Origin of the sequence: Anaerostipes amylophilus, from assembly GCF_025567365.1 — a bacterium.
Lineage (GTDB): Bacteria > Bacillota > Clostridia > Lachnospirales > Lachnospiraceae > Anaerostipes > Anaerostipes amylophilus.
Map to the genome: position 1 here is coordinate 1 of NZ_JAOQJG010000008.1, position 13,173 is coordinate 13,173.

Genomic DNA, 13,173 nt, shown 5'->3' on the forward strand with positions numbered 1-13,173 from the left:
AGGGAATTTCCAGATATCCCATCACTCCTGAATGATCGATATTTAAGATATTATTATAGATCAGTGTCTCTCCATTGCTTTTTTTGACTTTGAACGGGTCCATCAATTGTACCACTGACTTGATCAGGTCTTTGTTATATTCTTCCGCTTTCCGAAATGCCTGTTCTTTTTGCTTCTGATCATAGGTTTTTGCCTGTTTTTCATAGGACTTGATCGTTGAACCAGCACTTTTTTCAAACATGTAGTTACTGATGAACGGATAAGACAACAAGGCAAAACCAAACAATATGATCAGTATTGGAATGATTTTTTGTCTCATATTTTTAAGATCACCCTGCCAGTTGCCTGACAGGGTTTATCAAAACATTTTTAAGTTTCTAACTCTTACTGAACTTCTTTACGTTTCTGGTTCTTTTTAACGATCATAAATCCGCATCCGGCAATAACGACACCTGCGATGATCAGTGCATAGCTTCCTACACCACCTGTCATTGGCAGTAAGAACTGTTTCTGGTTTGTAACTTCCATATCAACAAATGCGTTTACGGATTCTCCATTTGCACTCATTGTTGCTTTTTTGCTGTCAACCGTTGCAGATGCACCTGTTGTCTGGACTGCTACATCATTAGCGAGTTCTGTACCATTTTTTACACCATCGTTTGCTGTGGAATCATTTTCGTTCTTAGACTGGATTCCTGTGATGTTTGCTTGTGTTGGTGTGATATCTGCTTTTGTTGAATTGATCTTTACGATGATCTCTTTTTTCAGTAATGTATATCCAGCATCGGAATGTGTTTCTGTAAATCCATACTCATCACCTTCGATACCATTGATGATCAGTTTTCCATCGGCTGCAGGGCTGAACTGTGTTGCACCCTCTTCTGTTGCAGATTTTCCAGTTACCTGATAAATTCCGTCACTGTCTGCTTTTGCTACTAAATAGTAATTGTCAGATTTGTTCTGGATCACGAATTTAACTTTTGTTGCATCTCCTTTGTTATCAGAGAATTTCTTTGTGAAGTTGTAACCAAAGCTGTATACGATACATTTATCTTTTAAGATATCCCAGTAATCTGTAGATGTTCTCTTCCATGTTAAGGACACATCGTTAGGGTTACCTTTGTCACCAAGAACGACTGTATCATCTGTGTTTACATCTGCTGTATAGTAAACAACGATATATTTGTCAGAGTATTTCTTATTGATCTCGTTTAATCCGGATTTTGTCATTTCTACTTTCATTGTAGAATCATCTCCAGATTTACCATATATTACTGCAAACTTAGGATCTGTATCAGATGATTTCCATACTGCGATCGCACCACTTTTGTCAACGTTGTTAACGTTTGTTGTATCTGCTGCATCTTTGTTGTCATAGATCGCGATCACTGCATTTTTGTTGTATGTCATACCTTTTGCCATCTTATCATCGAACGCGTATGTTGAAAGGTATGTTGTTCCTGATGTGATATGTGGTAATTTTGAGATAAACTGATAATCAAGCTTTTCTGCTTTGGATGCTGTAACTGTGCTCTGGTATTTGTATTCTTCTCTTGCATTTGTGAAATCTGCTAAAGCACTCTGTTCTGCTGTTGTTACATTATCCTGATCTGGATTGTTTCGAACTCTTTTATCAAGGGTTGGGATACCAGTTTCATTTTTTGGATAGCATACAACATCATAGAACCAGTCATCCCCTTCGGAATCAGTGGATGGTAACTGCACGAACCAAGGGTTTGTTGTATAAGTGACATCTTCTGGAACTTTTGTCTCTACAATCAGATAAAGACCAAGTGGCAGCTTGTCTTTCTTTGTCACACCCTGTGCATCTGTAAGATCCATGGCAGTTCCGTTGTTTGTCTTCATGTAATCTTCCAATTTGTCTTTGGATGCAGTGTTATCTTCTAATGCAGAAGCTAACTTGTCATTGATGATCTGGCTTGTAAAGTAATCTTTACTTCCTTCTGTCTTTGCCGCATCTGAATCTGCTAATCCTAAGATCTTCTGTAATGCATCTGGCAGTTCATAGATCATCTGAACTTTACCAGCTTCACTCTGCTGCTCTACATCACCGACACGCAGATAGCTGAATTCAACACCTTTGATCGGATACTTCTTTAAAGCTTCTTCTGCTTTTGCATCCTGTTTTCCAGTAGCAGTAAACTGACTTAAATCAACTCCGCCTTTCTGTGCTGCTGTCATGTCGTATTTGTGGATTGTTAAGGATGCTGTTCTTGATGTATCGATCACATCACTCTGTGCTGCATGTACTGAACTTATTGTCTGTCCAACAGTTGCTGCAAACATTAACATACATAATGCTCCCGCTGTAATTTTTGTTATCATTTTTTTAATATTCATAATGTTTTTCTCCTGAAATTTCCTATGAAGTAAAAAAGCACAGAAAACTTTTACATTCTCTGTGCTTCTTATCTCTTACTATGTAATTTAAAATTATTCTGTTACACTTGTTTTATTAGGTTCAATCGTTACTGTATTCCAAAAAGAACCTTTGACTGCATCTGTCTTAATCTCAGATACTACTTGCTGAAGATCAACATCTGTTGTAAGTTTCTTAGACACATCCATAACTGTAACTTTATCATTGATCGTTAAAGAGCTAACTGTGACAAACTGATCTTTATTGACCAAAGTTCCTTTCTTAAGCGGTACACTCAGATGATAGTTCTTCTGTAAGACTGCTTTGATCTCTGCATACATCTTAGATGTATCTTTAAATTCTTTCTTCGCCTGAATTGTCTTAGTCTTTGTATCGGTTGTCTTCTTTGCTTTCTTATCTTTAGAGTAAATCTCCCAGCAAGGTCCTCCTGCTGAAGCAGCTTTTGTCTGGGCTACTACATCTTTTAATAGATATTTATATTGTGTACGTTCTCTGCTTCCAACATCAGCTACTGTTACCTGATCATTGTTATCAATCGCTACAAGAACAATAAAATGTCCTTTCTTTGTAAAATAACCAGGTCCCATCAGTGCTACTACCGGATGTTTCTTCTTCAAGGCACTGCGTACTTTATTAATATCTGTTCCTAGTCCATTACATGAAAGTTTATACTGCTTTGCCAATGCCGGTACCATCTCATGACTTGCACCCGCACTTGTATAATATCCATGCTTATATGCCCAAACTGTCGTATCTACTGGTGTAACCCATTTACCAGTTAATGAACTGATGCAGACAGCCATTGCTGTTGGTCCGCATCCGCTGCTATGAATCTGGTAACCATTATCATTCCATGCTGCATCTGCCTGATTAAAATAAATAAATCCTTGAATAGATTCTTTCTTTCCTTTCATCTCAATGCTATGGTCATTATAGACTTTTGGAATGATCGCTTTCTTATCTTTTTTGTCTTTCTTTTTATCTTTCTTCTTGTCTTTGGTATCTTTCTTTTTCTTCTTATGTTTCTTTATTGTATTACGCTCTGTCTTATTAGTTGTTGCTTTCTTCTTATGACTTGTATTTGTCTTATCTTTCTTTTCTGTCGTTGGCTTAGCTTCTGTTTTCTTTTCTGTCGTTGCCTCAGTTGTCGAAGCTTCTGTCGTCTGGGCAGAATTATCTTTGCTAGTGTCAGTCTGCTCATTTGTCTGTTCTCTTGCAAATGTCTTATCATTTACCTGATCTGCACTTACTACAGACGCTGAACTAAGCATCAAAACCGCATACAGAGCCAATACAGCCGCTGTTTTTCGCGTTTTTCTCATTCTTATATTTCCCCCCTAACTATTTAAACATACTTATTATATCACTTCAAATAACATCGTCAAGAATTAAGAACTAATTTCTCAATCGCATATGCCACTCCGTCTTCATCATTTGTCTTTGTAACAAAATCAGCAATTGCTTTTAATTCTTCTCGTCCATTTCCCATAACAACACCTGTTCCTGCTGCCTTGATCATCATGGTGTCATTTCCAGCATCTCCACATGCCATAACTTCATCCATTGTTAAGCCAAGACATTTGGCAAGATGTTTTAATCCATCCCCTTTATCACAGCCAAACTGATTAAGCTCAATATTATTATCAAGTGCACTTGATACACTAGCAATATTTTTTTCAGTCAATTCTTTTATTGCTGCTGATCTTTCTTTCATATTATCAAAAAATGCATTGATCTTCTCAATTCCTAATGGATTTTCTTTGAGATGCTTTTTAAGATCATCCACTGGCAGCCTTGTATCATTTACCAGTTTCAGTAAATGTCCTGATACATTATATTCTGAAAGGTGATCCAAATAACGTTTTTCCATATATCCCTGTCCATTTTGATAAATATCATGTGTGGAATGATATTTTTCAAGTATTCTAAATAACTCCAATGTCACATCCACGGATAAATGATTCGTATAAATAATCTTTTCTTCATACTGATCATATACTGTTGCTCCATTACAACAAACTGCATAACGAACACCTTCAATATTTCTCAAAAACTCCGGAATCGCTTTGAAAATACGTCCTGTAGCAGGTACAATATAAACTCCCTGTCTGATCGCCTCTTTTAACACTTCTTTTGTATGTTCTGATATTTGTTTATTACTGTCTAATAATGTATTATCAAGATCCATTGCAACCAGTTTTATCTTACTCATGTTATCCCTCCGCAAAAAAATAATTTTGAATATTGATCTGAAGACTCTTATATCCCTGATATTCATTGATCACAGGATAATAAGTGCATGTAATATACTTGTTTGTCCCCATTTTTTCTCTAAATTCTGTTTCATCCTCAAAAATCATACCATCAATCCGTGTTCCCTGACTACTCTTTAATGCTAATTTAATTACATTTTTATTTTTTCCAAACACATTGACACGTTCAATCTTTAATTTACGGTGTGCAAATAGGGGCTTTTTATTTTCTTTCCCGAAAGGTTCCAGTACTGACAACTGATGAATCAGATCCATTGTGATATAATCAACCGGCATATCGATGTCGATCTGCACCTTCTTTGCGAAATCTTTTTCATCCAATGTACAATTTTCATTGATTTTTTTACGAAATGCTTTAAGGTCCTCCTTCTCAAGAGAACATCCCGCTGCCATCGGATGCCCGCCAAATTTAGTAAACACCTCTTTAACTTTCATCATCTCTTCAAACATGGAATATTCTTCGATAGAACGTCCTGATCCCTTAATTCCATCTTTTGCATCAGTAAGTACAAAGACTGGATGGTTTAGACGATCCTTAATTCTTCCAGCAATAATCCCAGCAATACTTTCATGACAATCTGGTAAATATAAAACAAGTACTTTATCGCCTTTTGCTTCATATTTCATTGCCTGATCTAATGCTGCTTTTACACCATTCTCTGTCATACTTTTTCTAAGATCATTCAGCTCTTTTAATTCTTTTGCTGTCTGCATTGCTTTCTTTTTATCTTCTTCCAGGAACAGATTCAATGCTTTTTCTGCAGATTCCAGCCGGCCACTTGCATTAATGCATGGTCCAATAATAAAGCCAAGAGCATAAGACTGTATCTGTTTCTCCATAAGATCATGAACATCCAATAATGCTCTAAGACCCACATTTCTTGTCTCTTTGATCCTCTTTAATCCTTCTTTCACAAAAATCCTGTTCTCTCCTGTAAGATCTACAACATCACATACAGTCGCAATCGCAAGCATAGATAACAGATCTTCCAGTTTGTTTTCATCCTCGCCCATAGATTTATACAATGCTCTCACAAACTGAAATGCAACTCCTGCTCCACAAAGAAGCGGATATGGATATTTACATTCTTTTTGTTTGGGATTAATGACAACATCAGCTGGTGGAAGAATTTCTTCTTTACTTCCATCTTCATTTAAAATAAATGGTACATCGTGGTGATCTGTAATGATCATTGTAAGACCATGTTCTTTTCCAAATCTGATTGCTTCACTAGCTGCAATTCCATTATCACATGTAAGGATCGTATCAATCTGATCCTCTACTGCCTTCTCAATGATATTTTCATTGATCCCGTAACCATCTTTCATACGGTCTGGAATCTGAAAATCAATCATTCCACCAAGATCATAGATTGCTTTCCATAAAATATAGTTAGAAACAACTCCGTCTACATCATAATCTGAGATAATGCGGATTGTTTTTCTGTCTCTGATCTTCTCTCTTATGATATCCACACCTTCTCTGACTCCCTTCATCAGAAATGGATCTGAAATATCCGAAAGATTTCCATATAAATATTTATGTATTTCTTCATCCCCGATCACATCTCTGTTTCTGATCAGTCTTGCGATCACGGGATCAATCTGAAATTTCTCACCAATCTTTGTAAAATCGGCTTTTTTCTTATACAGATACCACTGTTCCATCATGTTTCTCCATCTTCTAGAAAAAGAGCATTCAGTCTTTACTGAATACTCTTTTTACTTGTCTTATTTTCTTTTCTTTTTCTTCTTTTTCTTGCGGTTTGGATTCGCTGTGATCTTCTCTGGCTGTACAGATGTCTGTCCATTACTTTCTTTTATAGCATCAGAGCCCATACGAGTCTTCATCATATACCATAATGGTCCTGTCAAGAATACAGAAGAGAATGCTCCACCAATAACACCAACGATCAATGCCAGGGCAAATTCTCTTAAAGATGATACTCCGCAGATAAATAACGCCAATACCATAACAAATGTTGTTAAACTTGTATTGATCGTACGAACCAGTGTACTTGAAATACTCTGATTTACAAGTGCTTTGATATCATCTCTTGTACGGATCGTTTGAAGTTTCAGATTCTCACGGATACGGTCAAAGATAACGATCGTTGAGTTGATAGAGTATCCGATGATCGTTAGCATACATGCGATAAATGTTCCACCCACAGATAATCTTCCGATAGAATATGCCGCAAATACAACTAACACATCATTTAACAATGCGATGATCGCACTAGATCCAAACTTAACATCTTTAAATCGGATTGCAATATAGATCAACATACAGATTGCTGAAATGATAACTGAGATAAATGCATCTCTCTGCATTTCATTACTGATCGTTGAACTGATATTCTCTGTTGTAACTGATTTAACTTTATAATCTTTCTTTAATGTCTTTTCAATCTGTTTTCTCTGATTCAGGTTAAGTTCTACACTCTTAACAACCATCTGGTTATTCGCTTTTACTTTCTGACTCTGAACAGATGTTGATTTGCTGACTTTCTCATAGGCTTTCACAATCTGTTTTTCTAAAGAATCATTTACTTTCTGATCATCTTTAAATGTGATCGTAGATGCTGTTCCTCCTGAGAATTCAAGATCATAATTTAAGATCGTACCAATCTTACTTCTGTTCATAGGCAGTGCTGCAAGTCCGACTAAAATGATCACACCTGCGACTGCAACGTATTTCTTACCAGCACAGACAAAATCTCTTGTCTTGATCGTTCTTGGTTTTCCATACCATTTCTTATCACGAAGTCCAAAGTGATATGCTGCATATACAAGGAATCGGCTGATCACAAGTGCTGTAAACATGGAAATTAGTACACTCATTCCTAATGTCTGAGCAAATCCTTTGACCGTTCCAGATCCTTTAAACCACAGTACTAAAACTGCGATCAGTGTTGTAACATTACCATCAATAATAGCTGAAGCTGCTTTTCCAAATCCAGACTTGATCGCAGCTCCTGTACTCTTACCTGCTCCGATTTCTTCCTGAATTCTTGCATAAATGATTACATTGGCATCGACCGCCATACCGATACCGAGGATGATACCCGCAAGTCCCGGCAATGTCAACGTTGCATTAAATCCATTCAGTGCAAGTAACATCATTAGCATATAAATTGCAAGTGCTACACATGCAATGATACCTGGCACTGCATAAAATGCGATCATGATCAAGCATACCAAGGCAAATCCGATGATTCCAGCCTTAATCGTTGTCTGGATCGCATTAACTCCTAACTTAGCAGACACTACGTTAGAACGAAGTTCTTTTAATTTGACTGGTAAGGAACCAATTCGAATAGATGAAGCAAGATTCTCGGCTGCTTCATAACTTTCCATACCATCGATCGTACATTCACCTTTTGTGATCGCTTCCTGTACATTTGGTGCACTGATCACCTGGTTATCATAGATGATATAAATTGGTTTCCCGATGTTTGCTTTTGTAGCTTTGGCAAAAGCTTTTGTTCCTTTGGAGTCAAATTCAAGGGCAACTAAATATTCTTTCTTACCAGTTGTCTGATTCTGATTTGTGACAGCTTTTGCTTTCTTAACATTCTGTCCTGTTAAAATGGTATCTAAAGTAGTCTGTGTTGTTGTTTTTCCATTCTGCTTTACTTTTACCTGTTTCTGAACTGCAAAAGAAAGTGTTCCTGGTTTACCAAGTTCATCTAAGATCTTGTTTGCATCTGTTACTCCGGGGATTTCGATATTGATACGATCTTTTCCTTCCTGATAAACTTCTGCTTCTGTGCTGTAACCTTCCACACGTTTCTGAAGTTTGTATACGGTATCCTTCATATCACTGTCAGATACGTTCTTACCATCAACTTCATATGTGATACTGACTCCACCTGCAAGATCCAATCCAAGTTCAATGTTGCTTGCTCGTCCAATCTTGTTCTTTGTGATTCCTTTTGTTGTAATAAATACTCCAAATACACACAACGCAATCAGTAAAATAAGCCCTGCAATATACTTGCCGCTGCTATTACGCTTCTTCATTCTCCGTCTCCTCTTCTAACGCTAATGCTGCTTTTACCATAAGTGCACATTCAACTCTCTTGCGTTCTAATTTACATCCGATCTCATAAGTTCCATTGATCGTACCATTAAAGTTATAAGAGTTTGCGCTGCATCCACCGCTGCAATAGAATCTTGCAAAACATTTTTTACATTCTTCTTTGGAGTATACATTACATGCTTTGAATTCTTTGACGATCTCATCTTTCTTAATACCTTCGAAGACATTACCCATTAAGAAATCTTCTTCTCCTACAAACTGGTGACATGGATATAAATCTCCCCATGGTGTTACTGCAAGATATTCTGTTCCAGAACCGCATCCAGATAAACGTTTCGCTACACATGGTCCTCCTGTTAAGTCGATCATAAAGTGGAAGAATGTAAATCCTTTTCCTTCTTTCTCTCTCTTGATCATCTCTTTTGCCAGAAGATCATATTCTTCCATGATCTTTGGAAGATCTTCTTCTTTGATCGCATAATCTGCTGTATCTGGTGCCACAACAGGCTCTACGGAAATCTGTTCGAATCCTTCATCTGCTAAATGCATAACATCTTTCGAAAAATCCAGATTATGATGTGTAAAAGTTCCCCTTACATAATATTTCTGCTGATTTCTACTGTCTGCAAATTTCTTAAATTTATCAATAATAAAGTCATAACTTCCTTTTCCATTTCGAAATGGTCTCATAAAATCATGAACTTCTTTTCTACCATCAACACTTAATACAACGTTATCCATCTCTTTATTCGCGAATTCCATGATATCGTCGTTTAATAATACACCATTTGTTGTCAGTGTAAAACGGAACTTCTTATCATGAGTCTTCTCTAAATCACGTCCATAAGCAACGATCTCTTTGACAACATCAAAGTTCATTAAAGGCTCTCCACCAAAGAAATCTACTTCCAGATTTCTACGATTTCCAGAGTTCTCTACAAGAAAATCTAAAGCTTTCTTACCAACTTCAGCACTCATTAAAGCACGTCTTCCTTTGTATTCTCCTTCTTCTGCGAAGCAATATCGACAGGCAAGGTTACAATCATGTGCAATGTGAAGACAAAGTGCCTTTACAACTGTTGGTCTGTCTTTGAATCCGCAAATGTATTCTTCATAACAATCTTCTGTAAATAATACACCTGCATCTTTTAATTCTGTAACTTCCTCATAAGATTCTCTTACATCTTTTTCATCCCAAGATGATAATTCTTTGATGATCTCTTCTAATGTATGGTCTTCATATAAAGCGATCACTTCATAAGTCAGATCATCTACAACATGAACAGATCCACTTGCTACGTCAAGGACCATGTTATATCCATTGTTCTTATACTGATGAACCATTGTTTCTTTCTCCCTTTATCTGTTATTTATTTTCTTTCATGTAAAAAATGAGGCGGCCCACAAGGAACGCCTCAAGCATAGAGTCTTTGTTTTATTTGACTATTTGCTGTGTTCGCAGGTCTGGTTACCTACTGTACAAGATGTTTTACATGCTGACTGGCAAGATGTCTGGCATTCACCACATCCACCTTTTTTTACTGTGTTCTGTAATGTTTTATTTGTCAGAGTTTTAATATGTTTCATCTTATCGTCCTCCTGATTCTCATAAAATAACTTGCTATATTGTATCATATCCTAGGTCAAATAGCAAGCATTCCACCTAAAGTTCCTCCAGCAATACATAAGAACAATGCTGTGATGCGTTCTGTTGAAAAAATAACTGTATTTTCCTGAAACACAACAGATATTAAAGTTAATATTGCGAAATATAATACTCCAACAAAAAATCCCCATAAGAACTTCCGTTTTCCAATCTTTTTTCCAATGATCATTCCTGCAAGGATTGAAGCAAAAATGTATGTAAGTGTAATGCCAAGATTCGCCATCTTCGTCCCTGTATTGCTCTGATAAACAATAAATGCAAGAAGACACAACAATAGTCCGGTAACAATATAAGCAGCAACCAGACTTTGCACAATATATAACACTTTCTTTTCTGGCCCCATAGCAAATACTCCTTTCTTTCATTTAATATATGTCTGTTGTTTTGCTTCTATGTCTTTTTGTGATAAACTAACATTAAATATGTGAAAGGAGTTTTAAAATGATTGATCTTCATATACATTCTACTTGTTCTGATGGGACTTTTACTCCGAAAGAAATTGTCCATAAAGTAATTGAAAAGAATTTATATGGTTTTTCTCTTACTGATCATGATACAGTTGATGGTATTTCAGAAATCTTGGCAATGAATCTTCCTAAAGATTTAAAATTCATTCCTGGAATTGAAATTTCATGTGATACACTTCATCGTGAGATCCATATCTTAGGTTATGGAATTGATTGCAAGAACAAGGATTTAAATACCACATTAAATGATCTGAGAGACAAAAGAATGAAACGTAATCTCGATATGATCGAATTATTCCAAAAAGATGGATTTCCTGTTACTCTTGAGAAATTACAACACGGAGACCCTAATACAGTTATTACACGTGCTCATTTTTCAAGAGTTCTTGTGGAAGAGGGCATCTGCACTTCCAGGGAACAGGCTTTTTCCAAATATCTCGGTGAAAAATGTAAATACTATATTCCAAAACCATTTTTTGATCCGAAAGACTGCCTCAAATTAATTCTTGATGCAGGTGGCATTCCAGTTCTTGCTCATCCTTTTTTATATAAATTTTCTAATAAGGATACAAAACAGCTTATCCATGATCTGAAAGATTATGGTCTTGCTGGAATTGAAATTTACCATTCTTCCCACCATAAGGGACAAATCGCAAAATTAAGAGAATGGCAAAAAGAATATCATCTTTTAGCCTCTGGTGGTTCTGATTTTCACGGAACAAATAAACCTGATATAGATATTGGTACTGGCCGTGGGACACTTTATGTACCAGATCATCTTCTTGATGAACTTCTTAGATAAAAAAAGAATCTGGATGAAATATGAGCTCTATTCTCATATTTTCCAGATTCTTTTTATTCATGAATTATCTTACTCGTCGTCAGATGATCCGTTTGCTTTCTCCATTGCCTGAATCGCTGATTTTTCCATTGGAATACGACAATGTTTGTCGTTACCAAATTCAACAATGATCGTAGTTTCATCAACTTTATCCACAACAACTCCGTAAAATCCACTTGTTGTTAACACACTGTCTCCAACTTCCAGAGCTTCCATCATCTGTCTTAACTCTTCATCTTTCTTCTTCTGTGGTCTGATTGTTAAAAAGTACATTAATGCAAAACAAATAACCAGCATCAGAATTGTCATTGTAACCTGATCCATTTTCTTCCTCCATCTTTCTAATAAGATTACTGATTCATCATGCCATCAATCTTACGTTTCTTATATTCTTTGTAGTTTCCTTCTTCGATTGCCTGACGAATCTCACTCATCATTGTATTATAAAAATACAAGTTATGCAAGACACATAATCTCATTCCAAGCATTTCTTTTGCTTTCAGAAGGTGTCTGATGTAAGCTCTGCTGTAACTTCTGCAAGCTGGACACTGGCATCCTTCTTCGATTGGGCGATGATCAAGTTCATATTTTTTGTTGAACATGTTTAATTTCCCCTGATTAGTATATACATGTCCATGGCGGCCATTTCTTGTTGGATATACACAGTCAAAGAAATCAACTCCACGGTCTACAGCCTCAAGAATATTCACTGGTGTACCAACTCCCATCAGATACGTTGGTTTATCTTCAGGCAGATATGGAACTGTTTCTTCGATGATATGATACATCTCATCATGTGTTTCTCCTACTGCCAGACCGCCAAGAGCATATCCATCAAGATTCAGTTTTGAAATTTCTTTGGCGTGTTCAATACGGATATCTTCAAATGTTCCACCTTGATTGATTCCAAATAACATCTGATGTGGATTGACCGTGTCTTCCAAAGAGTTCAAACGATCCATCTCTTTCTTACATCTTACTAACCATCTTGTTGTACGATCTACAGAATTCTGCATATATTCTCTTGTTGCAGGATGTGGCGGACACTCATCAAATGCCATCGCAATCGTAGACCCAAGATTGGACTGAATCTGCATACTTTCTTCTGGTCCCATAAAGATCTTTCTTCCATCGATATGAGAGGAGAAAGATACTCCTTCTTCTTTGATCTTGCGGAGTTTTGCCAGAGAAAATACCTGAAATCCGCCAGAATCTGTAAGAATTGGGCGATCCCAGTTCATAAATTTATGAAGTCCACCAAATTCTTTGATCAATTTATCACCTGTTCTTACATGCAGATGATATGTGTTTGATAACTCTACCTGAGTTCCGATCTCCCTAAGATCATCTGTGCTGACTGCACCTTTGATCGCTGCGACTGTTCCGACATTCATAAATACCGGTGTCTCAATCACTCCATGGACGGTTGTTAACCTTCCTCTTTTTGCTCTTCCGTCTTTTTTAATTAATTCATACATTC

Annotated in this window: 12 protein-coding genes; 1 reads left to right on the top strand and 11 read right to left on the bottom strand. The window is 36.6% G+C overall.

Translation table 11 applies throughout. From position 1 onward, the window contains the following. From OCV53_RS11145 to OCV53_RS11185, 9 genes are all read right to left on the bottom strand, one after another. Window positions 1–319: hypothetical protein (locus OCV53_RS11145; protein WP_331485947.1), on the bottom strand; the 319-nt coding region annotated here is incomplete at its 3' end. A gap of 65 nt (window positions 320–384) precedes the next feature. Then, window positions 385–2,361, bottom strand: coding sequence for a SpaH/EbpB family LPXTG-anchored major pilin (locus OCV53_RS11150; RefSeq protein ID WP_055198327.1), 1,977 nt, complete (start codon window positions 2,359–2,361; stop codon window positions 385–387). 93 nt (window positions 2,362–2,454) lie between these two features. Continuing rightward, on the bottom strand, window positions 2,455–3,723 hold the full coding sequence (locus tag OCV53_RS11155) for a C39 family peptidase (protein WP_055198328.1): 1,269 nt from the start codon (window positions 3,721–3,723) through the stop codon (window positions 2,455–2,457). 59 nt (window positions 3,724–3,782) lie between these two features. Next, complete coding sequence (locus OCV53_RS11160) at window positions 3,783–4,613, bottom strand: Cof-type HAD-IIB family hydrolase (RefSeq protein WP_022375024.1); 831 nt, start codon at window positions 4,611–4,613, stop codon at window positions 3,783–3,785. A gap of 1 nt (window position 4,614) precedes the next feature. Beyond that, entirely contained in the window at window positions 4,615–6,342 is a 1,728-nt protein-coding gene (gene recJ, locus OCV53_RS11165) for a single-stranded-DNA-specific exonuclease RecJ (protein ID WP_055198330.1), read from the bottom strand. A 63-nt stretch (window positions 6,343–6,405) separates the two neighbouring features. Further along, on the bottom strand, window positions 6,406–8,700 hold the full coding sequence (locus OCV53_RS11170) for a protein translocase subunit SecDF (RefSeq protein ID WP_055198332.1): 2,295 nt from the start codon (window positions 8,698–8,700) through the stop codon (window positions 6,406–6,408). Next, the gene (gene scfB, locus OCV53_RS11175; protein WP_022375021.1) at window positions 8,687–10,063 is read right to left on the bottom strand and encodes a thioether cross-link-forming SCIFF peptide maturase; all 1,377 of its coding nucleotides are present in this window, start codon (window positions 10,061–10,063) and stop codon (window positions 8,687–8,689) included. The genes OCV53_RS11170 and scfB overlap by 14 nt, the downstream gene beginning before the upstream one ends. 99 nt (window positions 10,064–10,162) lie before the next feature. Continuing rightward, window positions 10,163–10,306: a six-cysteine ranthipeptide SCIFF gene (scfA, locus tag OCV53_RS11180; RefSeq protein WP_009203580.1), complete on the bottom strand. Its 144-nt coding sequence runs from the start codon at window positions 10,304–10,306 to the stop codon at window positions 10,163–10,165. 56 nt (window positions 10,307–10,362) lie between these two features. Further along, complete coding sequence (locus tag OCV53_RS11185) at window positions 10,363–10,728, bottom strand: TIGR04086 family membrane protein (RefSeq protein ID WP_022375020.1); 366 nt, start codon at window positions 10,726–10,728, stop codon at window positions 10,363–10,365. Window positions 10,729–10,826: 98 nt separating this feature from the next. Here OCV53_RS11185 and OCV53_RS11190 point away from each other — a divergent pair, with 98 nt between their 5' ends. Beyond that, window positions 10,827–11,654: a PHP domain-containing protein gene (locus tag OCV53_RS11190; protein ID WP_055198334.1), complete on the top strand. Its 828-nt coding sequence runs from the start codon at window positions 10,827–10,829 to the stop codon at window positions 11,652–11,654. 69 nt (window positions 11,655–11,723) lie between these two features. On the opposite strand, the gene yajC is transcribed toward OCV53_RS11190, so the two are convergent. Both yajC and tgt read right to left on the bottom strand, forming a co-directional pair. After that, a complete protein-coding gene (yajC, locus tag OCV53_RS11195; RefSeq protein ID WP_055198335.1) occupies window positions 11,724–12,017 on the bottom strand; it encodes a preprotein translocase subunit YajC in 294 nt (97 codons plus the stop codon). Between the two features lie 26 nt (window positions 12,018–12,043). Next, a complete protein-coding gene (tgt, locus tag OCV53_RS11200) occupies window positions 12,044–13,171 on the bottom strand; it encodes a tRNA guanosine(34) transglycosylase Tgt (protein WP_055198337.1) in 1,128 nt (375 codons plus the stop codon). Window positions 13,172–13,173 lie beyond the last annotated feature (2 nt).

What these genes read in the sequence shown, in the direction of transcription:
- OCV53_RS11150 (WP_055198327.1), bottom strand. Translation starts at nt 2,361, where the DNA reads ATGAATATTAAAAAAATGATAACAAAAATTACAGCGGGAGCATTATGT.
- OCV53_RS11155 (WP_055198328.1), bottom strand. Translation starts at nt 3,723, where the DNA reads ATGAGAAAAACGCGAAAAACAGCGGCTGTATTGGCTCTGTATGCGGTT.
- OCV53_RS11160 (WP_022375024.1), bottom strand. Translation starts at nt 4,613, where the DNA reads ATGAGTAAGATAAAACTGGTTGCAATGGATCTTGATAATACATTATTA.
- recJ (WP_055198330.1), bottom strand. Translation starts at nt 6,342, where the DNA reads ATGGAACAGTGGTATCTGTATAAGAAAAAAGCCGATTTTACAAAGATT.
- OCV53_RS11170 (WP_055198332.1), bottom strand. Translation starts at nt 8,700, where the DNA reads ATGAAGAAGCGTAATAGCAGCGGCAAGTATATTGCAGGGCTTATTTTA.
- scfB (WP_022375021.1), bottom strand. Translation starts at nt 10,063, where the DNA reads ATGGTTCATCAGTATAAGAACAATGGATATAACATGGTCCTTGACGTA.
- scfA (WP_009203580.1), bottom strand. Translation starts at nt 10,306, where the DNA reads ATGAAACATATTAAAACTCTGACAAATAAAACATTACAGAACACAGTA.
- OCV53_RS11185 (WP_022375020.1), bottom strand. Translation starts at nt 10,728, where the DNA reads ATGGGGCCAGAAAAGAAAGTGTTATATATTGTGCAAAGTCTGGTTGCT.
- OCV53_RS11190 (WP_055198334.1), top strand. Translation starts at nt 10,827, where the DNA reads ATGATTGATCTTCATATACATTCTACTTGTTCTGATGGGACTTTTACT.
- yajC (WP_055198335.1), bottom strand. Translation starts at nt 12,017, where the DNA reads ATGGATCAGGTTACAATGACAATTCTGATGCTGGTTATTTGTTTTGCA.
- tgt (WP_055198337.1), bottom strand. Translation starts at nt 13,171, where the DNA reads ATGTATGAATTAATTAAAAAAGACGGAAGAGCAAAAAGAGGAAGGTTA.